This window comes from Bradyrhizobium sp. USDA 4510 (genome assembly GCF_054059095.1).
In genome coordinates, this window is record NZ_JBSSBT010000001.1 from 2,304,887 (window position 1) to 2,328,923 (window position 24,037).

The window sequence follows — 24,037 nt, forward strand, 5'->3', positions numbered from 1 at the left end:
GATGGCCAGCTTCTTTTCCTCGCGCCTGTTCTTCATTTCGCTGGTCTGCGTGGTGGTCGGCGCGACGCTGCCGTTCTACGTCTCGGGCTACATCCTCGGGCTGCTGACCGTCGCGTTCTATTTCGGCGTGTTCGCGATGGCCTGGGACCTCCTGTTCGGCTTCGCCGGCGAGGTCAATTTCGGGCCGACCTTCCTGATCGGCACCGGCGCCTACACCGCCGGGATCCTCAACAACCAGTTCGGCTGGTCGGTCTATCTCTGCATCCTGCTCGGCGCGCTGGCGTCGGTCGTCGCGGGCTTCGTGCTGGCGCTGCCGGCGCTGCGGGTGAGGGGGCCGTATTTCGGCCTGACCACGCTGGTGGCGGTCTTGATGCTGCAGAACTTCGTCGTGGTGTTCGCCGATCTCACCGGCGGCGAGATCGGGCTCACCATCCCCGACGTCATCACCATCAATGCCGGCGCCAATTACTGGATCGCGCTCGGCTTCATGACCGTGAGCGCGGCCATCCTCTACGGCCTGTCGCAATCGCCGGTCGGCCTCGTGCTGCAGGCGAGCGGGCAGGATCCGGTGCAGGCCGGTGCGCTCGGCTTCAACATCGTCAAGCACAAGCTCGCGGCCTTCATCGTCAGCGCCTTCTTCTCGGGACTGTCGGGCGCGCTGCTCGTGTTCTACTTCGGCACCGCCTCGGTCGGCACCGTGGTTGACGTTGCGGTCGGCGTGAACGTGATCGTTTCCGCCGTGCTCGGCGGCCGGCGCACCGTGCTGGGAGCCGCGCTGGGCGCGATCTTCCTGATCGTGGCCGGCGAGTTCCTGCGTCCGACCGGCGAGCTAGCGACCTTCATCGTCTCGGCGGTGGCGCTGCTCGTCGTCCTGTTCTTCCCCGGCGGTTTCCTCGGAGCGGCCCTGTCACGCGAGGCCCGCTCTTAAATGGATCAGACTGTGACCACCGCAACGCTCACCGTCCGCGGATTGACCAAAAGATTCGGCGGCCTGACCGCCGTGAAGAACCTCTCGTTCGATCTGCATCCCGGCGAGATCCTCGGCCTGATCGGACCGAACGGCTCGGGCAAGTCGACCGCGATGAAGAGCGTGATGGGCATCGAGCGCCCGACCGCGGGCGAGGTGCTGTTCGAAGGCGAGAACGTCGCCGGGCTGCCTGCGCACAAGATCGCGCGCAAGGGCTTCGGCATGGTGTTCCAGCACTCGCGGCCGCTGAACCGGCAGACCGTGCTGGAGAACATCATGGTCGCGCTGTTGCCCGACAGCCTGTTCATGCTGTTTCCCGACAAGGCGCTGACCGAGCGCGCCAAGTGGATCGCCGAGCGCGTCGGGCTAGGGGCAGTGATGGACCGCCGCCCGCCGACGCTGCCGTTCGCCGACCTGCGCCGGCTGGAATTGGCCAAAGCGATCGCGCGCGACCCCAAGGTCGTGCTGGTCGACGAGCCCTTCGCTGGTCTCACCAGCGCCGAGGTTGGCACCTTCTCGGCATTGATCCGCAGCTTCCGCGACGAGGGCCGCGCGGTGATGCTGGTCGACCACAACGTCAAGAGCGTCGCGGCGCTGGTCGACCGCGTGCTCGCGATGTATCTCGGCGAGGAGATCACGACCGGCCGCGCCGAGGACGTGATGAAGAACGAGACCGTGCGGCGGGTCTATCTCGGCGGCGCGATCCAGACGCACGCGCGGCCCGAGACCTCGTTCAAGGACAAGGTGCCGCTGCTGCAGGTCGAGAATATCAGCGTGCATTACGGCAAGGCGCAGGCGCTGGAAAACGTCTCGATCCACGTCCATGAGGGCGAGTTCGTCTCCGTCGTCGGCCTCAACGGCGCCGGCAAGACCACGCTGTTCAACACCATCTCGGGTTTCCTGCCGTATACCGGCGAGATCCTGCGCGGCGGGCAGCCACTGCGCGGCACGGGACCTGCGAAGATCGCTCGCTCCGGCCTCGTGCAATGTCCGGAATCGCGCGAATTGTTCGGCGAGATGACGGTGCGGGAAAATCTCGACCTCGGCGGCCAACATCTCGACGACGCGGCGCGGGCCAAGCAACTCGCCTGGCTGTTCGAGCTGTTCCCGATCCTGAAGGAACGCCAGGGCCAGATGGCGCAGACGCTGTCCGGCGGCGAGCAGCAGATGCTGGCGATCGGCCGCGCGCTGATGATGCAGCCGCAGATCCTGATCCTGGACGAGCCGACGCTGGGGCTTGCGCCTGTCATCCTCGAGCTGCTGTCGAAGGCGCTGGAGAAGCTGCGCCAGACCACCAAGATCACGGTGCTGCTGGGCGAGCAGAACGTGACGTTTGCGCTTCCGCATGCCGACCGCGTCTATGTGCTGGAGCACGCGCGGATCGTCTGGGAGGGCGATCCGGGCCGGTTCGCCGCGGAGGCCGGCAAGGACTTTCTCTGACGTTCGCAGTTTGAAAAGAAGAAAGCAAAGCAAGGGAGATCATGATGACAGCATATTCAACCGCGACCCGCGTGAGCCTGTTGGCCTCGGCGCTCGCGCTCTGCCTCGCGGCACCGGCCTATGCGCAGTCCAAGGACCCGATCAAGATCGGTATCATTGCCGAAGTGCAGTCGATCGCGGGCGCGGCGACGCCGGGCGGCGCGCAGATCGCAGCCGACGAGATCAACGCCAAGGGCGGCGTGATGGGCCGCAAGATCGAGATCGTCACCTACGACAACAAGAGCTCGTCGGCGGACTCGGTGCGCGCCTTCCAGCGCGCGGTGAGCGAGGACAAGGTTTCGGCCGTGATCGCGAGTTACATCAGCGAGGTCGTGCTGGCGCTCGAGCCGTGGGCTGCGCGGCTGAAGATGCCGCTGATCACGCCCGGCGCCGCCTCGAACGAGATCACCAAGGCGGTGCACAACGACTATGAGAAGAACAAGTACACCTTCCACGGCTACCTGACCTCGGCCGCGCAGGCGCAGCTGGTCTGCGACGCGGCCAAGGAGCTGTTGGTCGACCAGCTCAAGTTCAAGTCGGTCGCGATCATGAGCGAGGACGCGGCCTGGACCAAGCCGCTCGACGTCGGCTACGAGGCCTGCCTGCCGAAAGCGGGCCTGAAGGTGGTCGAGCACATTCGCTTCTCGCCCGACACCACCGACTTCACGCCGATCTTCAACAAGATGGAAGCCGCCAAGCCCGACGTGATCGTCACCGGCATCTCCCATGTCGGCGTGCAGCCGACCGTGCAGTGGAAGAACCAGCAGGTGCCGATCCCGATGTTCGGCATCAGCGCGCAGGCGCTGAGCCCGACCTTCTGGGGCGATACCAACGGCGCGGCCGAGGGCGTGCCCTCGCTCGCGGTGGCAACGCCCGATGTTGCGGTAACGCCGAAGACCAAGCCGTTTGCGGCGGCGTTCAAGGCCAAGTTCGGCACGCCGCCGGCCTATACCGGCTACACCGCCTATGACGAGGTCTACATCATCGCCGAGGCGATCCAGCGCGCCGGCTCGACCGATCCGGACAAGATGGTGACCGAGCTCGAGAAGACCGACTTCGAGGGCACGATCGGCAAGATCCAGTTCTATGGCAAGAACGACGAGTTCACCCACGGCATCAAGTCCGGTCCGGGCGCGGTGACCGGCCTCGTGTTCCAGTGGCAGGGCGGCAAGCAGATCACGGTCTGGCCGAAGGCGATCGCCGAGGGCCAGATGAAGTTTCCGAACTTCGTGAAGCTGTCGCAGTAGCAGACGTACTCGCCGTCGTTGCGAGGAGCTCGCGACAAAATTGCGAAGCCATTTTGCGCTGTAGCGACGAAGCAATCCATCTATCCCGGGGTGGATTGCTTCGCGGAGCCTGTCATCCGGCGGCGCTTCGCGCCGACCGGGTGGCTCGCAATGACGATCGGCGAATGTGAGTCCAAACTACTTGCGCGTCGGCGGCGCCGTCTGGATCGTCGGCGCGGCCGCGGCGAGCAGCGCGGCGCGGTCGCCGTTGCGTGGCGGATAGATGCGCTGCTGGTTGATGGTCTGCTTGGTGAGCTTGGCGGCGGCGCCTGTGGTGTGCACCTCGCGGTCCCAGCCGGTGGTGTAGAGCGCACCCCAGGCGCCGAGATCGAGCACCGTCACATACCAGTCGATATTGAGCGGCAGCAACTTCTCGCCAAACAGGTCCGCCACCACATTGTGGCCGGCGAAGCGGCCCATCGGCCGCGCGAACTGGCACGACATCACGGTCGGGTGCTCGCCGTCGATCAGGCAGGCGGCGACGTCGCCGGCGGCGAAGACGTCCGCAAGGCCTTCGACGCGCATGGTATGGTCGACCTTGATGCGGCCGAGCGCGTCGCGCCTGACCGGCAGCGAGGCGGCGAGGGGGCTGGCGCGCATGCCGGCGCACCACACCACGGTTTTGGTCGGAATGATCTCGCCGCTATCGAGCGTGATGCTGTCGGCGCCGACGGCACTGACCCGGACATTCAGCCGCGTCTCGACGCCGAGCGTGGCCAGCGCCTCGTTGATGACCGGGCGGCCATGCGCGCCGAAGGTCGCGCCGACGACGGGATTGGGATCGATCAGGATGACCCGATGATCGCCGGTGATGCCGGCGTGCGCCAGCTTGGCCGGCATCTCGGCCGCGACCTCGATCCCGGTGAACCCTGCGCCGACGATGGCGACGCTCGCGCGTGCTTCTGAGGGCGGCTCGTTGCCGAGCGCCGCCAGATGCGCGTCGAGCCGCATCGCTGCCTCATACGTGTCGACATCGAAGCCGTGGGCGGCAAGGCCCGAAATGGCGGGGCGGACCAGCTCACTGCCGGTGGTCAGCACCAGCCGGTCGTAGCTCAGAACCTCCGCGCCCGCGCTGGTCTTGATCGTGACCGCGCGCGTCGCCGGATCGATCGCCGCGACCTCGGCCACCATGTGGCCGACGCCAACCGGATCGAGCAGGTCCTTGAGCGGCAGCGCGACATCGCCGAGATCGACCTCGTAATTGCGCACCCGGATGTTGTGATAGGCGTTGCGATCGACGACGAGGATCTCGGTGTCCGCTGCCCGTGCACCGATCTCGTCGCGCTTGCGGGCTGCGCCGAGCGCGGCCCATAGCCCGGCAAAGCCGGCCCCCAGCACCAGGATGCGCGCCATCTCTCCCTCCGAAGTTGCACCGGAGGGAGCTTGCCTGCGCTGGCGCGGTCAAATCAAGTGGCAGAGCGGCGTGTGAGTTGCCGTCACGTCCCCGGCCGCGACACCTCGGTCTCCTTGCTGGTGATGAATTCCAGCAGCACCGGCACGCCTTCCTTGGTCTTCTGGATGCCGCGCTTGATCGCGGGGATGATGTCCTCGGGCTTGGTCACCCGTTCGCCGTAGCCGCCGAAGGCCTGGGCCATCGCGGCGTAATCGCCGGAGATGTCGGTCGAGCGGTATTTCTCGGTCGAGATCGGCATTACCTTCAATTCGATCGCCATCGAGAAATTGTTGAGCAGGATCGACATGATCGGAATCCGCTCGCGCACCGCGGTCTCGAAGTCCATCCCCGTAAAGCCGATCGCGGCATCGCCCCAGACATTGATGCAGAGCTTGTCCGGCTTTGCCAGTTTGGCGCCCATCGCAAGGCCGAGGCCGTAGCCTAGCTGCGTGGTCTTGCCCCAGCCGATATAGGACAGCGGCTCGACCGACTTCCAGAACGGCGAGAGCTGGTCGCGCGGGCTGCCGGCGTCGTGGGTGATGATGGTGTTGTGGATGTCGACGGTGTGCTGCAGGTCCCACAGCACGCGGTAGGGATTGAGCGGCGCGTCGTTGTGCGTCAGCTTCGGCATCCACTTGGCGAGCCACTCCTTGTGGGAAGCGGCAATCTCCTCGGCGACCGCACTTGCGTTGCGGTCCGAGGTCACGGTCTTACCGATCTCCTCCAGCAGCGCGTCGAGCACCAGGCCGGCGTCGCCGACCAAACCGACCTTGGCCTCGACATCCTTGTTGATGTGGTTCGGATCGAGCGTCGAATGGATGATGGTCTTGCCATTCGGCATCGCGATGCCGAATGACGTCTCGGTGAAGGAGCAGCCGATGCCGAAGATCACGTCGGCTTCGGAAAGAAATTTCGGCACCGCGCGCGGCACCGCGAGGCCGCCGGAGCCGAGCGAGAGCGGGTGCGTCTCGGGGAAGGACGACTTGCCGCCGAGGCTGGTGGTGACCGGGATCGCGAGCCGTTCGGCGAGGCGCTTCAGCTGCGGCCAGGCCTTTGCATAATGCACGCCCTGGCCGGCATAGATCACCGGACGCTTGGCGCCAACGAGCAGGGCGGCTGCTTCCTTCACATGGACGGGGTCGGCGCCGTAGCGGGTGCGCAGCACCGGCGTGTAGTTCAAAGGCTCCGGCACCTCCTCGTTCCACATGTCGACGGGAATTTCGACGATGACCGGCCCGCCGCGGCCGTTCTTCAATTTTGTAAACGCCCGCCGAAAGATGTTGCAGACCTCGGCTGCGATGTTGATCGGCTCCGACGATTTTGAAAACGCCTTCATCGCCTGGCTGGAATTGAAGTTCGGGTCGATATTCGCCAGCCGACGCGCATAGCCCATCGGCAGCACCAGGACGGGCACGGATTCGCCGTAGCACTGCGCGACGCCGCCCATCGCGTTCTCCGCGCCGGGGCCGTGCTGCATGCAGAAGGCGCCGATCTTCTCGCCCGAGGTGACGCGGGAGATCGCGTCTGCCATGTGCACGCCGATGCGCTCCTGGCGCACCATCACCGGGCGGATGTCGGCATTGGCGGCGTATTCGATCAGGTGGTTGACCGGGTAGCCCGTGAGGATCTCGATCCCCTCGCGCTTCATGATTTCCGCGATTGCGGTGCCGAGCTTCATGACGGTCGCTCCCTTTGCATGCGGCCGGTTCGTTCCGGCCTCGTTGTCGCCTGTCCGATAAAGGAACAGGATTCCGCGGCACCGGTAAAGCGCGGCCGGGGCCGGATCAGGTAGTTCTGATATGCGTTTACGACTGGAGCTGTTTCCGCTCAGACAGGATCAGAACGGAGCTCTAGATACTTGTTTTGACGCGTTTTCTTTGCGCGAGCCGGTGTCCACTTCGCTGGAAAGCGCTCCGGCCGCGGCCAAGTGCCTCGCCCGGCGGCAACCCGATGCAGGCAGAACTAGCACGGAAATTCGCTGCAACTTTTAAGCGACCGTTCATCCTTTCCCTCAATGGGCCGTCAACCAATGTGGCCTAGTTTGGCCGGCATATTACTACGGCGCGGGAGAAAAAGCCGCGAGCGTCGGACAGGAGCTTTTCATGCGCGCGTTGATGGCAAGGTTTCTGCGTGATGAGGTCGGGGCGACGGCCATTGAATACGCCATCATCGCCGGAGGCATCAGCATCGTGATCGTCGCCGGCGTCAGGGGCATCGGCACCAGCGTGAGCGGCCAATTCAATGCCGTCAGCTCGGCATTCAAGTAAGCCCTGCCGGCAGCTCGGCATTTTCCGGATTCAGTCGTCCCCGTTCAACGCGCGCAGCATCGCGATGCGCGCGAACATCAACCAGCCGGCGCCTTGTTCCGCCGCATTGATCAGATGCTCGACCGCGATCTGCCAGCGCGTTTCCTGCTGGGTGTCTTCCGATAGCTTCATGATGTAGTCGGCGGCGTGCTGCAGCGTCACCAGTGTGCCGCCGCGATGCAGCGCGATCGGTTCGTCAAACGGCGTCGACCAGGGCATCTCGACCGGGACATCTCAGGCGCTATGGACCGGGCTCATCTTGCGGTCGCTGCGCTAGCCTGCCTTCTTGCGCGCCGCGGTGCCCTGGGCACGCGTTGTCTTCTCGGCCTTCTTCGGCTCGGGCTTGGCGGCCTCCTTGGGCTCGCGCTTGCCGCTGCCCGAGATCGGCAGCAGCATTTCGCGCTGGCCCTCGATGCGCTTCTTCGGCTTCTTGCCCTTTGCTGCCTTTGCCTCGGCCTTGGCGGGCGCGGCCTGCTTCTCGTTGGCGAGGCTCTTCTTCAGGGCGTCCATCAGGTTGATGACGTTGCCGCTGGTCTTCGCCGCGGGCTTGGCGACCTTGATGCCGTTGCGCTTCTGGTTGATCAGGTCGATCAGCGCCTGCTCGTAGCGGTCCTCGAACTCCTCCGGATCGAAGTCGGCGGACTTCTGCTCGACGATGTGCTTGGCGAGATCGAGCATGTCCTTGGTGATCTTCACATCCTGGATGTCGTCGAAATACTCCTTCTCGCTGCGCACCTCATACGGGTAGCGCAACAGCGTGCCCATCAGCCCGTTGTCGAGCGGCTCGAGCGCGATGATGTGCTCGCGATTGGTCAACACCACGCGGCCGATCGCGACCTTGTTCAGGCTGCGGATGGTCTCGCGGATCACCGCAAAGGCGTCGTGGCCGACCTTGCCGTCGGGAACGAGGTAGTAGGGGCGGATCAGATAGCGGCTGTCGATCTCGCTGCGCGGCACGAATTCGTCGATCTCGATGGTGCGGGTCGAATCCAGCGCGATGTCGTCGAGCTCTTCCTTGGTGACCTCGATATAGGTGTCGGTGTCGACCTTGTAGCCCTTCATGATGTCTTCGGTGGAGACTTCCTCGCCGGTCTCCGCGTCGACCTTGGCGTATTTGATCCGGTGGCCGGTCTTGCGGTTGATCTGGTTGAAGGAGACCTTTTCGGTATCCGATGTCGCCGGGTACAGGGCAACCGGGCAAGTCACGAGCGAAAGGCGCAAAAAGCCCTTCCAATTGGCGCGAGGGGCCATGGGGAAACTCCAGGGAAACTCCGATTACGCAACCGACGGAACGGTCAAGGATAACACCGGGAACCCCAGTTTGAAACAACACGGCCCGGTGAATCTCGCAACGGCGTTAACCGTGTCCTCGCGCTGCGCCCGTTTGACGCGGCGGGCGGGACTGCCGTCGGCCCAGCCGTCAACGCTCTCGGAACATCGCTCCCGATCACGCGTTGGCTGTCGAAGGGGCGCGGCAAACGCCGGAATTACAGGCACTTAAGCAAAGAGGTTGCCATGGCAACGGAACGACACGGTCAAATCGTCGAAACCCCGACCGAGGCACGGCAGGCCGAGCCTGGACCTTCGGTTCTCGCGCTGCTCACGGCCTCGACAGGGCTGGCCGTCCTGATCCTCGGCATTGTCTGGTTCGCCTTTTTCCGCGTGTGAGGCGATTATCATTGGTTGACCGCGTGCGAGGACTTGATTGTTAAACTGAGAGGCAGGGCGAAGCGGGCAGATTGCTCCCGGGAAGAATCCGTTCGGTCGCGCCGGCCTCCGGCGCGCGGCTATCCTGCATGCCGGCCACATCGCATGGTCAAGCTGCACGACCGTCTTGATCGACGTATGTGACGTCGATCGGGCGAGGATCCGAAGGGAAATTCCGGCGCGCGGGCCGCCGCGATCGCCGACGTAAAATTCCTGATCGTGTCGAACGGAATTTCCACTGCGCGATGGCGTGCGGCCTGGCGGCGTTTTGCAGCGGTGATCTGTGATGCGCGATGCGAATGGCTGCTGCGACCCGTCACGAGATCATCGAAATTGACTGCTAGCTGATTTGAATCAGTTACGCCTTGAGCCTGAGATGTTCTACTCGCAAGAAGAAAAAAACTCGTTGCTGGCGCGCTTCAAGGAGAAAAGCGTTTCAGGTGTCTTCGTCGGACTGACGGTGCTGGCGATGGCGGGGTGGATTTATCTTCTCAGCTCGATGTTCCTGAAATTCATGCTCTGGTGGTTCTCCTGAGACGTTCTCTCGCGAGAACAATTATTGTCGACGCCTGATCATTGATGCGTCGTTCGATTGCACAAAAATTCCAGCGGCTGAACAATCTTTCGGCGCGTCCAATCATGATGTCGTCACAACTTCGAATGTTAATAACATCGGGGCGAACGTGGACGGTTGTGATGGTTTCTCCTGCTCTGATTCTCGCGGCGGTGTTCGTCGCAGGCTTCTTCTCCGGTTTCGCCGCGCGCTCGTGGCGGTCGCACAAGCGCCGCGCGCAATATCGGATCTATGCACCGTATGTGGCGCCATCAGCCGCGAAATCGTCGAGGCGGGAACAGCCGGTCAGTGCGTTCGGCCACATGCGTCGCGCGTTCTAGCGGAGTAGTTCGATCGAGGTAGCGCGACGGTGTGCGGTGAGTTGGGGTTGGCTGGCAACATGCAATCGGTCATCATGTCGGCGTCCGTCGCGGCAGGCGGGTTGGTTGCATGCCAGCGTGCCCCTGATCTCGTCGCCAGCCCCGCGGATCGCAAGGGAACTTTCACGTCATGAGTGATCTCAGGGGGCATTCGCCAAGGCGGTATGTCGTCGATGTCAGTGGCAGGCGTGTGCTGGTCGGGCTGACGCTTGAGGAGACGTCGGAGTTCGAGGACCTGGACTCCTCGCTGCCGGGACTGGCGGACGGGCACGATAACGGGACGGGCCTGGTGCCGTCAGCCGGTGAGGGACGGTGGCTCGAGCTCTATGACAAGCACGACAAGGCCTGGATCAAGTGGAAAGCCGACCTGAGGGCCGGGCACGAGGGCAATTCACCCTTTTTTAACTAAGACCGGGCGATTTTGACCTGTGCTGCCTCAATGGGCCCGAACCGGATACTGACAGATGTTTCAGCTGTTTTTGCGGTCTCGCGCGCAGGACCTGATCAAATCGCGGCGCGGCGAGGAAGGTTTCAAGGCACGCTCGGCCGAGCGCGATGCCGAGACCGATCGCGCCCGGATCGGATCGATCATGGCCGCGATCGAGGCCGCGTTGCAGGCGGCCGAAAGCGAGCAATCCGGTCTTGGCCGCCGCGTCGATGATGTTCTGGCCCGTGCCGCGGTGACTCTCGGCAACGGCACTGACGAATATCTGGAACGCGAGGCGCTTGACAACTATCATCAAGACCTGTTTGACGCCGAGATCTCCAACGGCCAGCGCCGGCTGAAGGAATTGGCGACCGAGATTGCGCACTTCAAGTTCATGAAGGCCGCGGTCCTGAGCCGCTTTCCAGACTACAAGCCTCCGGCCGCCAGCAACTGACGCCTGGCGGCGCGCAACGCGAAGACGGCTGCGGCTGCCGCGTGTAACGGCTTATTCGAATGGTCCGGCGCAAGGCGAAAGGCACGGGCAAGACGTGGTGATCGCAGGCAATCTACTCGTCACGGGCTGCGCCGGCTTCATCGGCTTCCATCTGGCGGAGCATCTGCTGCGGGCAGGGCAGCCGGTCATCGGCCTCGACAATCTGAACGACTATTACGACCCGGCGCTCAAGCGCGCGCGCCTCGATCTGCTCAAGCAGCACCGTGGCTTCACCTTCGTGGAGCTCGACCTCGCCGACCGAGCCGGCATGAAGGCGCTGTTCGAGCGTTATCGCTTCGAGGTCGTGGTGCATCTCGCCGCGCAGGCCGGCGTGCGCTATTCCCTGCAGAACCCGCACGCCTATGCGGATTCCAATCTGGAGGGTTTCCTCAACGTCCTCGAGGGCTGCCGGCACACTGCGTGCAGGCACCTGTTGTTTGCGTCCTCATCGTCGGTCTATGGCGCCAACACCAAATTGCCGTTTTCGGTCCACGACAATGTCGACCATCCGGTCAGCCTGTACGCCGCGACCAAGAAGGCCAACGAGCTGATCGCCCATTCCTATAGCCATCTGTATCGCGTGCCGGCAACCGGGCTGCGGTTTTTCACCGTGTATGGGACGTGGTATCGGCCGGACATGGCGCTCTATGCGTTCGCCGACGCGATCACCAGGGGCAAGCCGATCCAGCTGTTCAACAACGGCAACATGCGGCGCGACTTCACCTATGTCGACGACGTGGTTGAGGCGATGGTGCGGTTGATCGGCCGCGCGCCGGAAGGCGACGTCAACTGGTCGGGAGCGCATCCCGATCCGGGCTCGAGCCGGGCGCCGTGGCGGGTCTACAATATCGGCAACAGCAGGCCGGAAGAACTGATGCATGTGGTGGCGCTGCTCGAGCAGGGCTTGGGGCGGCAGGCCGAAAAGCAGTTGATGCCGATGCAACCGGGAGATGTACTGGAGACGTCCGCCGACGTCTCCGACCTGGAGCGTGAAATCGGCTTCCGCCCGCAGACGCGGATCGAGGATGGCATTGCCAGGTTTGTCGCCTGGTATCGGGCCTATCACGACGTCGATCGGACCTAGGCGCCGCGAGAAGCGTCGTCGTGTTCCAGCTCGCGGTCAAAGCTTGATCTTCGCGCAAACGCGATCCGCGTTTTGTTGCGACGGAAGACCGCTTCGCACTTCTCCGGATCATGCTTTAGTGCGCTCATTGCGAGTCCGGGCTCGAGAAAAAAACTGATTCAGTTTGGAACGGAGTGTGGCAATGCGAGTTATCTCGGGTTCTGCGATCGCCTCAGCCGTGATCATGATCTCCAGCGCAATGGTTCCCGCGCATGCGATCGACGTGCAGGTGGCGCGCGCCTGCGATGCCTTGGTCGCGAAGGCATTTCCGCCGCTACAGCCCGGCAATCCCGCTTCCGGGAGCGCGCGGGGAGGCGCCAAAGCCCAGCGGGACTATTTCAACAAGTGCGTCGCCAATGGTGGCAAGATGGACGACGATACGCCTCCTAAATCGAAATAGCGCGCGATCGCGACGCGGGGCGAATTAGCGATGCTTATGGCGAATCTTCGCTGTCGCTGCTGTTCGTGAGGGCTGTGCAAGCGCGTGCGAATGCAGCGACAAGCGCGCGAAAGGCGTCCGCTCCCTTGTTCAAGCCCGACGCTTCGGTCCCGCTCATTTTAATTAGAATAGCGTTAGCGCGGTTGGGTCCGGCGGAGGCGAAATCGCGCTTGATCCGATGTCCAGCGTTGAATTCATTTCGCTGGATTGCTCGAGCGCTTCAAGGCACCGTCAGCCGCTTCAATATTCGCAACCGGTCGAAACACTCTGCGATCCTTGATGGACGTGGCAGCAGCAGATTTTGCGTCTAAGGAGCAGCTTTGGTGGAATATCTTGTGTGCACCTGAGCGCGTCCCTGGAAGCGCGATCGCTGTAACACGGCGACATTGTGATAGCCGGACAATGCACGTTCGGTTGAACGACGCGGCAGCCATCAATGATCACCAAGCAATATCATGCGCTTGGTAGAGCTTCCGACCCACATTGAGCCGCGTTGTCCAGCCGCGCGCCTCATAGCTGCCGCTGCCAACTCATCTGTACGACACATCAAAGGCCGCCGATCGAGCGCTTCGCGATCAGGTTGTGGAACCTGATTGAGAAAATTTAACTCGGAGCCATGTTGGTCGCAAACCTGCCCCATTAACCGCCTTCCATGTGCGCGGAATAACCCTGTCATCGAAACTTCAATCACATCGCTCATACCCTTAACCGCAGAGCGAGGGCGCGCCATGAAGCAGCACAAAGTTCAACATTTGCATCAGCCGATCGAAGAGGCGTTGCTCGCGACCAATCAATCGCTGCGCAACGAAGTCGTTGCGCTGATGCTTGATATCGCTGAGTTACGTGAAATCCAGGAACGCCCGGGCTCGTCGCGTTCGTTCGGCATGTCTCGAGAGCAGAACACTCCGCGCGTCGCGCTGCGCCGGGTTCACAGCTGAAGTCCGTCAGCCTCTTTCTCATCGGCAGAATATGCGGCCACATCCTCGCCAATCCGGCGAGCATGCTCGCGCGCCTGCAGTTGCGGACATTTCAATTCTAAATTGAATGATGCGCTGGCCCGATGCTCGTTTAGGCGAGCTGGCGGACGTTGCTGCGGATAATCGCGGTCGTGAGGGTGGGGGCGGTCAGTGCTCCAGCGGCACGGACTTGCGTGCCCCGACATCGGACAGACGCTCGCGCAGGATCCAATTCTGCAAGACCAGTTCGACCGCGGTATGCCGGAGCTCGCAATTCTCCGCGACGAGGCGTTCCAGGATGTCGGCCGCCTCGCTTGACGCGGGTTGGTTCCCCTCGAAGACCTTGAGACGCGCCATGGTGTCGATCCTCGCAAAAATGTTGATCAGAGGCTGGCTCTGACAAGCGTCAGCACAGAATGGTTCGCGGATTATCGGGCGGACGTGGTTCCGCCTGATGGCCTCGGGTGGGAAAGCGCTTAATTGATAATTCGTGGATCGAGATATGAGCGTTAGGTTTCGTGAAAATAATCCTCAAATATGTTGAAACCCTCGTGACACCTAACATCCTAGTAACTACTGCTGGGCGTGTATGCCCGCAAGCGGCCGGACGCGAAACTCGCGGGATTAATTTGTTAGAAATTTGTGAAAGTTGCGCTTGACCGGTGGGGCGATTATCGCGGCGAGGCATGGCGCACTCACAATCTGTCGAGAGACCGATTGAATATTCTCATTTGCTTCCCGTTTGAGAATGCAAACAGTGCGCCAGTTATCCCGATTAAACTCTCATACACAGAAAGTCGTATAACTTTTTTTATCGGGCCCTTTCAGCGGAGGAATATTCCCCGTATATTCTGCTCAATACCTTGCAGCTTCGGCGTTTCTTCGCACTATGTGTTGCTGCCGACCGGCAAGTTCGAGGCTCCCGAAAGGCCCCCGGGAAACCCTCAATTTGAATTTCCTGTTGCATTTACATAGCTTATAGGCCATGCGATGATTGCTAATCTAGGGGGCAATGAGATGACCAATGAGGCGTCATTCTACTGAGGAGATCAGTTCCAAGGTCAAACAGGCCGAGGAACTCATGGCGCGGGGGCAGTCCCAGGCCCAAGCGTGCAAGGTGCTGGGCGTTAGCGTGATGACGTTTCATCGCTGGCGCAAGCAGGAGGCCGCGCGCGGCCACCAGGCGAATGGTACTGTTACCGAATTCGCCGCTCGCACCGATGATAGAGATGGGATCCCCCCTGTCCATAACCGTATTGATGAATTACGGCTGGAAAATGAACGGCTGCGCCGGATCGTGACCGACTTGCTGCTCGAGAAAATGAAGATCGAGGAAAAGCTTGCGCTCAGGTCCGGCGGCGGGAGCGGCTTGCCCCGCCGTGGTGAAGCCCAAAGCTGACGTAAGCTATCCGTTAGTGGATGCGTGAAGGCCTGGGAGCCAGCAGCAGCTGGTCGCTCAGATGTGCCTTCTCCGACCTTGCGCGCAGCTCTTCGAAGATCGGACGCAGTCTGGCCTGCGCAAGGTCAAGGCCCCTGACGATGTCCTGATTCGGCATGTCGGCCGGGAAGCGCGCCGCGCGCAGCTTTGTCTCGATCGCCTTGACCAGCACCTCGACGTCGTCGCGGTGCTGGCCCGCGACGAGCTCGGCGCCCATCAGGCGGATGAGATGGAGGAGGGCCACCAGCGCGGCCTCGGTTTCGCCAGCCGATGAACTCATGCGCGCTCTCTATCCGATATCCGCAGCAGCTCTTGCGAGCTCACGACCCGCCTGATAATACACATATGAATTGTTAACACGAATGTTAATTCCCGATGACCGACCTTTCGGACGCTCGATTGGCGAAGGTACCGGTTAACTTCGGCGCCTTCTCGTTCGCTTTCGCCTCCCTCGAGGCGTTTGCCGTCGCGTTCGAGATGATAATCGTCGTGCTGTCCAGCATCGTCGGCGGCGCGGCCTATCACCTCTTTTACTACCACACGGTTTATAGCAACAGCTTCGAGGGTTTTCTAGGGATCGGGGTCCTCGCCGCCATCCTTCACATGTTCGTGGCGAAGTCGCAGGGCCTTTACAATGCGCAGGTGCTGGCCGGTCTCGACCGGCGCTGGAGCAGCCTGCTCGGCGGATGGCTGCTGGTCGTTCTGCTGATGACCCTGATCATCTTCCTTTTGAAGGTGGGTTCCGGCGTCTCGCGCGGGTCGGTGCTGTCATTTGGCCTGATCGGCGGCCTCGGGCTGGTCGGCGGACGGATGCTGCTGCAGGCGCCGCTGCAACGCGCGATCGACCGCGGCATGCTGGCAACGCGCCGCGCGGTCGTGGTCGGGATGGCGGACGAATTGTCCCGGGTGCGGCAAGCGAGCCTGCTGCGCGATTTCGGCCTCAGCGAGGTGCGACGGGTCCAGCTCTCCGGATCGTCCGACGACGCCGGCGACCGGGCCGCCGTCGCGTCGGCCATTCTTGCAGCCCGCGAGTGCGGCGCCGACGAGATCATCCTGGCCATGCCCTGGCAGCAGGAGCCGCGCATCCAGTTCGTGTGCGATCAGCTGCGGGCATCGCCGCTGCCGGTGCGGCTGCTGCCGGACCGGACCGCGGAGCGGTTCCTGGCACTGCGGATGGTGGCGACCGGCCCGATCCCGACGCTGGAAATGCAGCGCTCGCCGCTTACTTCGCTCGAGCGCGCCGGCAAGCGACTGTTCGACATCGTGGCGTCCAGCGGCCTCCTGGTGCTGTTCGCGCCGCTGCTGATCGGAACGGCGATTGCGATCAAGCTCGACTCCAGGGGGCCGGTCCTGTTCCGGCAGCGCCGCAACGGCTTCGACGGCAAGCAATTCACCATTCTCAAATTCCGCTCGATGCACGTGCTCGAGGATGGCGCTATCATCACGCAGGCCCGCCCGAACGATCCGCGGCTGACCGGGATCGGCGCGACCCTGCGCCGCCGCAGCATCGACGAATTGCCGCAGCTGGTGAACGTACTGCGCGGCGACATGTCGCTGGTCGGGCCGCGGCCGCACGCGCTGGCGCATGACGACAAATATTCGAAGCTGATCGCGAGCTATGCAGAGCGCCAGCACGTCAAGCCCGGCATCACCGGTCTCGCGCAGGTGCAAGGGCTGCGCGGCGCGACGCCGGCGATCGAGGACATGCAGCTGCGGGTGGCGCATGACCTCATCTACATCAAGAGCTGGAGCTTCGTGCTCGACCTGCGCATCCTGCTGCGCACGGTCGGCGCGGTGTTGCGTCACAAGGGTATCTGACGGCTGGGCATCTGGGCGCCAGGCGCGCGTTACTGCGGAATGCTCTGGTTGGCGTCCTTGAACTCCGCCTCGATGATGCGCCGGTTGGCGTCGCCAGCCACGCGATAGGCCTGCCCGATCGCGCCCTTCAGTTCCGGCGCCCGCGTGAGGATCAGGCGGATCTGCCGCTGCAGCAGGTCGACCAATTCGACATCGCGCGTGGTGTCGACTTGCGCCAGGAGGATCAGGCGCGGCGCGATCAGATCGCTGCGGTTGAAGCCAGTATAGTAGGACATCTTGAGCGCCTTCGACGCGGTCGGGTTCAGCCAGTCGAACCGTCCGGTTGCCGAGGCGAGGCCGAACCAGGCGCCGGCGTCCATCGGCGAGAGGCGAAGCGCCCGCGTGAACGCGGCTTCGGCCGCCTCCGGTGACGTCTGCAATTGGCTCCAGCCGTCGCGCAGCCACAGCTCGCCTCTGACCATGCCGACCTCTGCGGCGATCGCCGGTTTGGCGCGCAATGCATCGGCGGCAAGCCACCAGGCCGACAAGGCCAGCGTCGCCGCGCCGATCGCAGCGGCGGCCGGCACGAAGGCCGGCGAGAGACGCCTCGCATTCCGGCCGATCGCGTCAGCCATCGCATTAGCCATGGCGCGCGGCCCGGTTGCCGGTCATCAGCAGGGTTCGCCGGGCTCCCTCGAGCTTGACGCAGGTCAGGCGGCCGGTCGCATAGGCACCGGTGTCGACATTGATGCGGTTGCGCAGCAGCTCGGCCTCATGCACCGGCGTATGGCCGTGGACCACGACCTTGCCGAAATCATCTTCCGAGATCAGGAAGTCGTCGCGGATCCAGAGCAGATCCTCCTTGCGCTGCTGGTTGAGCGCGACGCCGGGCCTGACGCCGGCATGGACGAAGAAATAGCGTTTGTGCACATAACAGAGCGGCAGCGAGCGCAGGAAGGCGAGATGGGCCGGCGGCATCTGGCGGATCAATTGCCGGGCGAGCGCCCTGCGTTCGGAAGCGTCGGGATTGGGCGAGGGCGTCAGGCCGTAGGACATCAGCGTTTGCAAGCCGCCAAACTGCCGCCATTGCGCGAGCATGTCGGGATTGACGAGAAATTCCAGCAGGCAGGCCTCGTGATTGCCGAGCAGGCAGACCATGCTGCGGGTGCGGCGGCGTTGTTCGAGCATGGCGATGACATCGCGCGAATCCGGTCCGCGATCGATATAGTCGCCGAGGAACACCTGGATCGGTCGCGCCGGCCGGAACCGACGGATGTCGGCATCGATGCGGGCGCAGATCTCGTGCAGCAGGTCGGCATGACCGTGGATATCGCCGACGGCGTAGATGCAGGTCTCGTCGCCCTCATGTTCGAGATCGCCGGTCTGGCCGACAAGACGCTGGAGGAAGCTGCGCATCTGGCGTCTAGCCCGCCTGCGACCGTGAACGGCTGATCCGCTGTGCCAGTCCTGTTCCGATCACGGCTCCCAACACGATCACTCCGGGCAGCGCCGGCAATTCCGGCAAGGTGAAGCTAGCCAGCAGCAGCGTCAGCAGGACGGCTGCGGCCGATGCAGGGTAGGACCAGTCGCGGCCGCGATTGCGCGCACCGGCCGTGAACGCTGCGATGCAGACGATGATAGCCGCGACTAAAGTCCAGAACATGGCGGAACCGAATTGCGCGATCAAGGCCGCGGCGCTGGTCGCAACCACGGGCCGCGTGGTGGCGCCCTGCCAGTCCATATAGGTCGACGCCAGCGTTGCCGTGGTGCCGGCGCCGCTGCCGAGCGCGGGCAGGTCGGCGAGCAGATTGTGGGTCGATTGCACGAACTCGGACGGTGCATGAACAAAGGCGATCGCAAGCGGCACGTCGGGATGACGATTGCCGATCGCCGTCGCCAGGGCGATCAGCGCGATCGCTGTCGCCGCAGCAGCGCTGCTCCAGCGGTGCAGATGAAGTTTCCGCGCGGCGAAGGTCATCAGGACGAGGGCGATGCCCGCGGCGATCGCGATCGCGGCGCCGCGCCGCCCAACCCAGCAGGCGCTGGCGGCGCAGAGCAGCGCGCCGGCAGCGAGCAGCCAGCGCAGCCGTCTCAATTGGGCGGCGGTGCGGCCATCGGCGTGTCCGCCGACGTCGAGCGCGCGCGCAAGGCCGAGCGGAACGCCAACGAGAACGACGACCAGGAATCCGTTTGCCGTCTCATCGCGTGCAGCGCCAGACCAGACTTTGACCGGATCGCTTGATAGCAGCAGGATCAGGGCCGCGACGGCCGCGGTTGCTGCAACGGTGCGGGCCACCATATCGGCGCGGCGGGCGTCGATCGCGACAGCGGCGGCGGTGATCATGGCTGACATGAGTGACAGCCAGATCAGCAGCGCGCCGAAGCTTGCGCCGGTGTCGATCGTGATGCTGCCGCTGAGCTGTGCTCCCAGCGTTTCGCCGGCGAACTTCCACACCGGATGCGCCAGGGCCGCCAGCGGAAACATCTGCAGGACGATCCAGAGCACCGGCAGAAGCGCCACCGCCACAGCGGCACCGGCGACCGACTTCAGGAACGACAGCTCACCTGGACGGATCGCCGCGAGGCTTGCGAGCAGCCCGAGCGACGTCGCCGCGCCGACGAGACCCGTCGCGAGCGATGCGTCGATGAGACCGAGCGGAATCGACGCCCCGATCAAGATGCAGATGAAGGCCGTGACGTTCCACACGAGAGGGGGAGGTCCTGCAGAGGATGAGACGCAAGGCAGCGGGATGCCCCGGGCTTGCCGCGAGGTCAACGGAAATCGGCCACGCCAAAGCGGGCAGTGTCATGCCCTGCTATTGCGAACGGCGCAGGGCGAGACGTGGCGTCGAGGTGCGAGACCAGAACAGCGGCGCGAAGGTGCTCGCCAGATATCCGACTTGCAGCGCCACGATCGCAGCGATCATGAGCAGCGCGGTTTCCGACCACGACAGGCGCGCGACTCCGATGGCGGCCAGCAGCGCGAGTTCCGCGAGCGCCACCTGCGCCAGCACCAGACAGTGCTGGCGCAGACCGAGAACGGTGCCGCCGATCAAATTGCCAAGGAAAGCAAATAACATAACCAAACCCTGCGCCCGCATGATATCGGGCCGGGCCTAAGCCGGGGTTAACCCGCACGTCGCAGAGCCGCCGGCGCGGTGCCGGCCTACGCTCGAATGGCCTGTGGTTTTGTTAGTCAATTAACATTCAGAACGGGCGCAGATCGCCGTAACTATAGGCCGCCCAATAATCGCGGCCGCCATACGGTCCATAGGCGCCATAGAGCGGCGCGCAGGAGTAGCGATCGGGACAGCCGTGCCAGCAAACCCGTTTCCACTGGCAGACGTCGCCACGACAATATTGCAGCCGCTGACAGTTGCCGCTGACCCGTTGCACGGCGCGCGGGGCCGGGGAAACGCTTAGTTCTGCGGCGAAAACCCCGGAGCCGCCGAGGGCGCCTATCAGCGGCAAGGCGACCATTCCCAACGCGATCGCGGGTAGCTTCCTGCGGGCCATCGAACCCTCAATTGGTTAACTCAAACCATCTCATTCACAGATAACGGGGAGATTGGACGAAAGCAAAGCCGGAGTGACGGCGCGCGGGGCTTTGTCTCACGGCGGTGCGCCGGTGTCGCCGAATTGCCTCACCTCGCTAACATTATTTATCAATTGCATCGCAATATATCGCGGAAACTTGTGATTGTGATAGTCGGCGTGTTACGGCACGCCCGGAGTATTTGAATGTCGCGTGCGAATTTCATTCGGGTGATGTTATTGCTTGCGGCCGCCTGTTGGGTCAGCGGTTGCCATTACATGCCGACCAACGGCCCGACGAGCTCCGATGTCGTGGCCGGGCAGCGCGATCCCGAAAGCCTGCCCTATGCGATGGTCAAGATCACACCGCAGATCGAGAACGTGCTGGCGTCATTCGCGCCGCAACTCGCCGGCGGCATTCAGGGCCCGCCGCCGAAGGACATCCGCTTCGGCATCGGCGACGTCGTCAGCGTCACGATCTTCGAGGCCGCGGCCGGCGGTCTGTTCATTCCGGTCGAGGCCGGCGTGCGTCCCGGCAACTACATCACGCTGCCGAACCAGAACGTCGATACCGACGGCAACATCTCGGTGCCTTATGCCGGCGCGATCCGCGCCAAGAACCGCACACCGACCGAAGTGCAGCGCTCGATCGTCGATGCGCTGAAGAACCGCGCGATCGAGCCGCAGGCCGTGGTCGCCCTGATCGAGCAGCGCACCTCGTTGATCTCCGTGCTCGGCGAGGTCAATTCGCCGAACCGCTTCCCCGCCAATGCCGCGGGTGAGCATGTGCTCGACGCCATCACGCGCGCCGGCGGCCCGAAAGGGCAGGGCTTTGACACATGGGTCATGCTCGAGCGCGACGGCAAACGTACCACGGTGCCGTTCGGCCAACTGGTCTACGAGCCCAAAAGCAATATCTACGCCCATCCCGGCGACACCATTTATGTCTACCGCGAGCCGCAGACCTTCGTCGCCTTCGGCGCGTCGGGTGCGCAGGGCCAGTTCAATTTCGAGGCCTGGCGCATCTCGCTCGCCGAAGCCGTTGCCAAGGCGGGCGGCCTGAACGACTCCTCGGCCGATCCGGCTTCGGTGTTCGTCTATCGCGGCGAACTGCCGGAGGTGGCCGCCAAGCTTGGCGTCGACGTCAGCAAATATTCAGGGCCGATCATCCCGGTCGTCTACAACATCAATTTCCGCGATCCGGCCGGCTATTTCCTGGCCACGCGTTTCCAGTTGCGCAACAAGGACGTGCTCTATGCGTCGAACGCGGCATCCGTCGAGGACGCCAAGGTGATGCAGCAGATCCGCCTCGTGACCGCAACGGCGAACGATCCGATCGTGGCCGCCTACAACGCAACCTTACTTCGTAATTCGATCAAGCTTGCGCCCTGATATTGGGGCGTGAGCCGGCACGGCCGGCTTCATGACACGTTTGCGATTAGCTTCCGGCTCAAGCGAGGCGACGGCGTTGCCGTGGCCGGTGCGCTGGTCATCGTGGCTGTTCTGCGCCGTCGTCGCTTTGGCGCCGCTGCCGCTCGGCTCGGTCGGTACGGTTGCGCCCGCGATCTGGTCGATCCTGCTCGGGATTGCACTGCTCGGGGTGTTGCCGATGCGCCTGCGCGGCAGTCAGCTCATGATCCTCGCCGTGACGGCGTTGTTGACGGCGCTTGCCATGCTGGTGCTGCACGAGCAGTCGGTCGTCCGGCCCTGGTCGGGTGCGGCGCCGAACGCGTTGTGGGCGCAGGCCGGCAGATTGCTGCCTGCCGAGCTGCCGCCGGCCGTGTCGATCGCGCGCGGTCAGCCGTTCTATTCGATCGGCGTCGGAATCGTTTGCCTGCTCAGCTTCGCCATCGGCGTCGTGCTCGGTGCCAACCGCGGACTGGCGCGCGGGTTGTTGCGGGCGGTGGCCGCAGCGGGGCTGGTCTATGCGATCTGCGGCATCATCACTTTCGTGATCGATCCCACCCGGATCTACCTGCTGCACGAGAAGCAGGCGCAGCTGGCGTGGCTGACATCTCCCTTCGTCAATCGCAACACTGCCGGCATCTATTACGGTTGCTGTGCGCTGATCTGGCTGTTGTTCGGCTGCGAGCTGATCGAGCGGCATTGGCCGCCGCGCCGTGCCGGCCTGTCACGGCTGCTCGCGCGCCTCGATATGCCGGCGCGGCGCCGGCTCGCCGGCCATGCGTTCGGCTGGCTCACTTGCCTGCTGGCGATGTTTCTGACCGGCTCGCGCGGCGGCGTCGGGGTCTCGCTGCTCGCCGCGGTCGCGGCTGTCGCGATCTTTTTTCGCAACCGGGTGCCGCGCCGCTGCGGCATGATCGTGGCGCTCGGGGTCGGCAGCCTGGTCGCGCTGGCACTGCTGCAGCTTCTCGGCGGCGGTGTCGGCGCGCGCTTCAGCACGATGGGCCTGTCCGATGAGGGACGGTTCTCGACCTATCGCGCAACGTTGCGGATGATCTGGGATCACCCGTGGCTCGGCGATGGTTTCGGGACCTTCGAATGGGTTTACCCGGCCTATCGCACCGACGACATCTCGCTGCGCGGGACTTGGAACCGGGCACACAACAGCTGGCTCGAACTGGCGTCCGACGGCGGAATGTTAATGGCCGGCGCCGCCATGATCGCGCTGCTCGCGGCGTTCGTCGTGCTCGCGCATGGCGTGCGGACCCGTCGCCGCGACGTGATCGTGCCGCTCGCGGCGCTCTGCGCGTCGGTCGCCGGCGCACTCCATTCGATGATCGATTTCTCGCTCCAGATCACCGGCTATGCCGTTGTTATCGCGGCCTTGCTCGGGGCAGGCCTGTCGCAATCCTTCCGCTCCGGCCGGGGCGCCGGCGGTGGCGGCTCCGACCGTGACGCCAGTGTTACGGTCGGGCTGCCGGTTAACGCTGATTTCGCGCGCCACGGCCCGGCCGCGGCCGGCGCGGCTATTTAATTGGCGCGATAACTCTGACTATGCTAACGAACTGTTAGTATTCGTTAGGGAGATAGCTGTGTTCACATTTGAGCGATCCGGCGGCTTTTCCGCCCCGCGCCGCCTGGCGACGTTGGTGGTGATGTTGGTGCTCGCGACACCCGGTGGCGCGGCGCTGGCGGAGACACCTGGCGGGCTTATCCAGCTGTCCCAGGCGGTCACCAATTTCAAGGCCAATCCCGAGCAGCTGCTGACCCAGTATCCGAATGCAGGCGTGGAATTGACCTCGCGGGCGCGCGACTTCGCCCTCAACGATCCGACATCGCTCGATCCGCTGATTGCGCTGCTCGCCAAGGCAAGCAAGGACCAGAAGACGGCGATCGCTGCCGGCCTCGCCCAGGCCGCGCGCATCGTGGTGCGCAGCAACCAGCCCTACGCGACGCGCATCCAGCAGGCGATTGCCGACACCAAGGATCTCGACACCGTGATGGCGTTTGCCGCTGCGTCGGGTGACAGCGGCACCGCGGCGACCGGCGCCGGCGGCGCGGGCAGCGCCGGTGCATCCGGCGGCCAGACCAGCGCGCTGGGCGCCAGCGGCGCCGGCGGCGGAACGCTCGAGGCCATCGACGGCAACAGCGTGAACACCGGCATCTTCAGCTTCACCTCGTCGGTCAGCAGTTCGGGCAGCACGACGACCGGTACCGCCACGGGCACCGGCACCACACTCATTTCAACAGTTACCCCCTGAGCGGACGTCCGATCGCCAATGGAGAACTTTCTGCAGCAACGCGCTTCGGTGTCGGCGGCGGGACGCTTCCCAGGATCATTGGAGGGCGCGAGGG

At 63.8% G+C, this 24,037-nt stretch carries 28 protein-coding genes; 17 read left to right on the plus strand and 11 right to left on the minus strand.

Annotated features, from left to right (window positions below; genetic code table 11):
- Position 1: 1 nt before the first annotated feature.
- The 3 genes from ACVMDN_RS10170 to ACVMDN_RS10180 are packed head-to-tail and all read left to right on the plus strand — an operon-like array spanning position 2 to position 3,693.
- Entirely contained in the window at positions 2-928 is a 927-nt protein-coding gene (locus ACVMDN_RS10170; RefSeq protein WP_456835266.1) for a branched-chain amino acid ABC transporter permease, read from the plus strand.
- A complete protein-coding gene (locus ACVMDN_RS10175) occupies positions 929-2,407 on the plus strand; it encodes an ATP-binding cassette domain-containing protein (protein ID WP_141342550.1) in 1,479 nt (492 codons plus the stop codon). It abuts the gene before it with no gap.
- Positions 2,408-2,448: 41 nt separating this feature from the next.
- Positions 2,449-3,693 (plus strand): ABC transporter substrate-binding protein, encoded by a 1,245-nt coding sequence (locus tag ACVMDN_RS10180; RefSeq protein WP_076833195.1) that lies wholly within the window; start codon positions 2,449-2,451, stop codon positions 3,691-3,693.
- 177 nt (positions 3,694-3,870) lie between these two features.
- Here the strand turns inward: ACVMDN_RS10180 and ACVMDN_RS10185 are convergent, their stop codons facing one another.
- A complete protein-coding gene (locus ACVMDN_RS10185) occupies positions 3,871-5,085 on the minus strand; it encodes an NAD(P)/FAD-dependent oxidoreductase (protein WP_456835265.1) in 1,215 nt (404 codons plus the stop codon).
- 83 nt (positions 5,086-5,168) lie between these two features.
- A complete protein-coding gene (locus tag ACVMDN_RS10190; protein WP_168856471.1) occupies positions 5,169-6,803 on the minus strand; it encodes a thiamine pyrophosphate-requiring protein in 1,635 nt (544 codons plus the stop codon).
- 424 nt (positions 6,804-7,227) lie between these two features.
- On the opposite strand from ACVMDN_RS10190, the gene ACVMDN_RS10195 reads away from it, so the two are divergent.
- Positions 7,228-7,392, plus strand: coding sequence for a Flp family type IVb pilin (locus ACVMDN_RS10195; protein ID WP_016841801.1), 165 nt, complete (start codon positions 7,228-7,230; stop codon positions 7,390-7,392).
- A 30-nt stretch (positions 7,393-7,422) separates the two neighbouring features.
- Here the strand turns inward: ACVMDN_RS10195 and ACVMDN_RS10200 are convergent, their stop codons facing one another.
- The gene (locus tag ACVMDN_RS10200; protein WP_016841800.1) at positions 7,423-7,650 is read right to left on the minus strand and encodes a hypothetical protein; all 228 of its coding nucleotides are present in this window, start codon (positions 7,648-7,650) and stop codon (positions 7,423-7,425) included.
- Positions 7,651-7,704: 54 nt separating this feature from the next.
- Positions 7,705-8,682 (minus strand): non-homologous end joining protein Ku, encoded by a 978-nt coding sequence (ku, locus tag ACVMDN_RS10205; RefSeq protein ID WP_026192523.1) that lies wholly within the window; start codon positions 8,680-8,682, stop codon positions 7,705-7,707.
- Positions 8,683-8,946: 264 nt separating this feature from the next.
- Here ku and ACVMDN_RS10210 point away from each other — a divergent pair, with 264 nt between their 5' ends.
- From ACVMDN_RS10210 to ACVMDN_RS10245, 8 genes are all read left to right on the plus strand, one after another.
- A complete protein-coding gene (locus tag ACVMDN_RS10210; protein WP_016841798.1) occupies positions 8,947-9,099 on the plus strand; it encodes a hypothetical protein in 153 nt (50 codons plus the stop codon).
- A gap of 415 nt (positions 9,100-9,514) precedes the next feature.
- On the plus strand, positions 9,515-9,673 hold the full coding sequence (locus tag ACVMDN_RS10215) for a hypothetical protein (protein ID WP_168856472.1): 159 nt from the start codon (positions 9,515-9,517) through the stop codon (positions 9,671-9,673).
- 44 nt (positions 9,674-9,717) lie between these two features.
- Positions 9,718-10,032 (plus strand): hypothetical protein, encoded by a 315-nt coding sequence (locus ACVMDN_RS10220; RefSeq protein ID WP_141342555.1) that lies wholly within the window; start codon positions 9,718-9,720, stop codon positions 10,030-10,032.
- Positions 10,033-10,201: 169 nt separating this feature from the next.
- Positions 10,202-10,480, plus strand: a complete 279-nt coding sequence (locus ACVMDN_RS10225) for a hypothetical protein (RefSeq protein ID WP_456835264.1) — start codon at positions 10,202-10,204, stop codon at positions 10,478-10,480.
- Between the two features lie 55 nt (positions 10,481-10,535).
- Positions 10,536-10,952 carry a hypothetical protein gene (locus tag ACVMDN_RS10230; protein WP_057020208.1) on the plus strand — a complete coding sequence of 139 codons (417 nt, stop codon included), beginning with the start codon at positions 10,536-10,538 and terminating at the stop codon, positions 10,950-10,952.
- Between the two features lie 94 nt (positions 10,953-11,046).
- Entirely contained in the window at positions 11,047-12,075 is a 1,029-nt protein-coding gene (locus ACVMDN_RS10235; RefSeq protein ID WP_430641113.1) for an NAD-dependent epimerase, read from the plus strand.
- Between the two features lie 223 nt (positions 12,076-12,298).
- A complete protein-coding gene (locus ACVMDN_RS10240; RefSeq protein WP_038374314.1) occupies positions 12,299-12,514 on the plus strand; it encodes a hypothetical protein in 216 nt (71 codons plus the stop codon).
- A 767-nt stretch (positions 12,515-13,281) separates the two neighbouring features.
- Positions 13,282-13,491, plus strand: coding sequence for a hypothetical protein (locus tag ACVMDN_RS10245; RefSeq protein WP_016841790.1), 210 nt, complete (start codon positions 13,282-13,284; stop codon positions 13,489-13,491).
- A gap of 186 nt (positions 13,492-13,677) precedes the next feature.
- Here the strand turns inward: ACVMDN_RS10245 and ACVMDN_RS10250 are convergent, their stop codons facing one another.
- On the minus strand, positions 13,678-13,866 hold the full coding sequence (locus ACVMDN_RS10250) for a hypothetical protein (RefSeq protein ID WP_028331611.1): 189 nt from the start codon (positions 13,864-13,866) through the stop codon (positions 13,678-13,680).
- Positions 13,867-14,533: 667 nt separating this feature from the next.
- Between ACVMDN_RS10250 and ACVMDN_RS10255 the strand changes: the two genes are divergently transcribed.
- Positions 14,534-14,908, plus strand: coding sequence for a helix-turn-helix domain-containing protein (locus ACVMDN_RS10255; RefSeq protein WP_018270679.1), 375 nt, complete (start codon positions 14,534-14,536; stop codon positions 14,906-14,908).
- Between the two features lie 13 nt (positions 14,909-14,921).
- Here ACVMDN_RS10255 and ACVMDN_RS10260 read toward each other — a convergent pair whose 3' ends face one another.
- The gene (locus ACVMDN_RS10260) at positions 14,922-15,227 is read right to left on the minus strand and encodes a hypothetical protein (RefSeq protein ID WP_016841787.1); all 306 of its coding nucleotides are present in this window, start codon (positions 15,225-15,227) and stop codon (positions 14,922-14,924) included.
- Positions 15,228-15,346: 119 nt separating this feature from the next.
- Here ACVMDN_RS10260 and ACVMDN_RS10265 point away from each other — a divergent pair, with 119 nt between their 5' ends.
- Positions 15,347-16,765, plus strand: coding sequence for an undecaprenyl-phosphate glucose phosphotransferase (locus ACVMDN_RS10265; protein WP_456835263.1), 1,419 nt, complete (start codon positions 15,347-15,349; stop codon positions 16,763-16,765).
- Between the two features lie 29 nt (positions 16,766-16,794).
- Here the strand turns inward: ACVMDN_RS10265 and ACVMDN_RS10270 are convergent, their stop codons facing one another.
- The 5 genes from ACVMDN_RS10270 to ACVMDN_RS10290 all read right to left on the minus strand — a co-directional run bounded on the left by ACVMDN_RS10270 (position 16,795) and on the right by ACVMDN_RS10290 (position 20,260).
- Positions 16,795-17,379 carry a hypothetical protein gene (locus tag ACVMDN_RS10270; RefSeq protein WP_057020211.1) on the minus strand — a complete coding sequence of 195 codons (585 nt, stop codon included), beginning with the start codon at positions 17,377-17,379 and terminating at the stop codon, positions 16,795-16,797.
- 4 nt (positions 17,380-17,383) lie between these two features.
- The gene (locus tag ACVMDN_RS10275; protein ID WP_082654012.1) at positions 17,384-18,160 is read right to left on the minus strand and encodes a metallophosphoesterase family protein; all 777 of its coding nucleotides are present in this window, start codon (positions 18,158-18,160) and stop codon (positions 17,384-17,386) included.
- A gap of 7 nt (positions 18,161-18,167) precedes the next feature.
- Complete coding sequence (locus ACVMDN_RS10280; protein ID WP_456835262.1) at positions 18,168-19,451, minus strand: hypothetical protein; 1,284 nt, start codon at positions 19,449-19,451, stop codon at positions 18,168-18,170.
- A 109-nt stretch (positions 19,452-19,560) separates the two neighbouring features.
- Positions 19,561-19,845, minus strand: coding sequence for a hypothetical protein (locus tag ACVMDN_RS10285; RefSeq protein WP_456835261.1), 285 nt, complete (start codon positions 19,843-19,845; stop codon positions 19,561-19,563).
- 106 nt (positions 19,846-19,951) lie between these two features.
- Positions 19,952-20,260 (minus strand): hypothetical protein, encoded by a 309-nt coding sequence (locus ACVMDN_RS10290; RefSeq protein ID WP_456835260.1) that lies wholly within the window; start codon positions 20,258-20,260, stop codon positions 19,952-19,954.
- Positions 20,261-20,485: 225 nt separating this feature from the next.
- Between ACVMDN_RS10290 and ACVMDN_RS10295 the strand changes: the two genes are divergently transcribed.
- From ACVMDN_RS10295 to ACVMDN_RS10305, 3 genes are read left to right on the plus strand one after another with little or no spacing between them, the layout of a single operon-like run.
- Entirely contained in the window at positions 20,486-21,670 is a 1,185-nt protein-coding gene (locus ACVMDN_RS10295) for a polysaccharide biosynthesis/export family protein (protein ID WP_199805349.1), read from the plus strand.
- 31 nt (positions 21,671-21,701) lie between these two features.
- Complete coding sequence (locus tag ACVMDN_RS10300; RefSeq protein WP_456835259.1) at positions 21,702-23,216, plus strand: O-antigen ligase family protein; 1,515 nt, start codon at positions 21,702-21,704, stop codon at positions 23,214-23,216.
- Positions 23,217-23,274: 58 nt separating this feature from the next.
- Positions 23,275-23,943 carry a hypothetical protein gene (locus tag ACVMDN_RS10305; RefSeq protein WP_456835258.1) on the plus strand — a complete coding sequence of 223 codons (669 nt, stop codon included), beginning with the start codon at positions 23,275-23,277 and terminating at the stop codon, positions 23,941-23,943.
- Positions 23,944-24,037 lie beyond the last annotated feature (94 nt).

Coding starts and splice junctions, on each gene's coding strand:
- ACVMDN_RS10170 (WP_456835266.1), top strand. CDS start 2: ATGGCCAGCTTCTTTTCCTCGCGCCTGTTCTTCATTTCGCTGGTCTGC.
- ACVMDN_RS10175 (WP_141342550.1), top strand. CDS start 929: ATGGATCAGACTGTGACCACCGCAACGCTCACCGTCCGCGGATTGACC.
- ACVMDN_RS10180 (WP_076833195.1), top strand. CDS start 2,449: ATGATGACAGCATATTCAACCGCGACCCGCGTGAGCCTGTTGGCCTCG.
- ACVMDN_RS10185 (WP_456835265.1), bottom strand. CDS start 5,085: ATGGCGCGCATCCTGGTGCTGGGGGCCGGCTTTGCCGGGCTATGGGCC.
- ACVMDN_RS10190 (WP_168856471.1), bottom strand. CDS start 6,803: ATGAAGCTCGGCACCGCAATCGCGGAAATCATGAAGCGCGAGGGGATC.
- ACVMDN_RS10195 (WP_016841801.1), top strand. CDS start 7,228: ATGCGCGCGTTGATGGCAAGGTTTCTGCGTGATGAGGTCGGGGCGACG.
- ACVMDN_RS10200 (WP_016841800.1), bottom strand. CDS start 7,650: ATGCCCTGGTCGACGCCGTTTGACGAACCGATCGCGCTGCATCGCGGC.
- ku (WP_026192523.1), bottom strand. CDS start 8,682: ATGGCCCCTCGCGCCAATTGGAAGGGCTTTTTGCGCCTTTCGCTCGTG.
- ACVMDN_RS10210 (WP_016841798.1), top strand. CDS start 8,947: ATGGCAACGGAACGACACGGTCAAATCGTCGAAACCCCGACCGAGGCA.
- ACVMDN_RS10215 (WP_168856472.1), top strand. CDS start 9,515: ATGTTCTACTCGCAAGAAGAAAAAAACTCGTTGCTGGCGCGCTTCAAG.
- ACVMDN_RS10220 (WP_141342555.1), top strand. CDS start 9,718: ATGCGTCGTTCGATTGCACAAAAATTCCAGCGGCTGAACAATCTTTCG.
- ACVMDN_RS10225 (WP_456835264.1), top strand. CDS start 10,202: ATGAGTGATCTCAGGGGGCATTCGCCAAGGCGGTATGTCGTCGATGTC.
- ACVMDN_RS10230 (WP_057020208.1), top strand. CDS start 10,536: ATGTTTCAGCTGTTTTTGCGGTCTCGCGCGCAGGACCTGATCAAATCG.
- ACVMDN_RS10240 (WP_038374314.1), top strand. CDS start 12,299: ATGATCTCCAGCGCAATGGTTCCCGCGCATGCGATCGACGTGCAGGTG.
- ACVMDN_RS10245 (WP_016841790.1), top strand. CDS start 13,282: ATGAAGCAGCACAAAGTTCAACATTTGCATCAGCCGATCGAAGAGGCG.
- ACVMDN_RS10250 (WP_028331611.1), bottom strand. CDS start 13,866: ATGGCGCGTCTCAAGGTCTTCGAGGGGAACCAACCCGCGTCAAGCGAG.
- ACVMDN_RS10255 (WP_018270679.1), top strand. CDS start 14,534: ATGAGGCGTCATTCTACTGAGGAGATCAGTTCCAAGGTCAAACAGGCC.
- ACVMDN_RS10260 (WP_016841787.1), bottom strand. CDS start 15,227: ATGAGTTCATCGGCTGGCGAAACCGAGGCCGCGCTGGTGGCCCTCCTC.
- ACVMDN_RS10270 (WP_057020211.1), bottom strand. CDS start 17,379: ATGGCTGACGCGATCGGCCGGAATGCGAGGCGTCTCTCGCCGGCCTTC.
- ACVMDN_RS10275 (WP_082654012.1), bottom strand. CDS start 18,160: ATGCGCAGCTTCCTCCAGCGTCTTGTCGGCCAGACCGGCGATCTCGAA.
- ACVMDN_RS10285 (WP_456835261.1), bottom strand. CDS start 19,845: ATGCGGGCGCAGGGTTTGGTTATGTTATTTGCTTTCCTTGGCAATTTG.
- ACVMDN_RS10290 (WP_456835260.1), bottom strand. CDS start 20,260: ATGGCCCGCAGGAAGCTACCCGCGATCGCGTTGGGAATGGTCGCCTTG.
- ACVMDN_RS10295 (WP_199805349.1), top strand. CDS start 20,486: ATGTCGCGTGCGAATTTCATTCGGGTGATGTTATTGCTTGCGGCCGCC.
- ACVMDN_RS10300 (WP_456835259.1), top strand. CDS start 21,702: ATGACACGTTTGCGATTAGCTTCCGGCTCAAGCGAGGCGACGGCGTTG.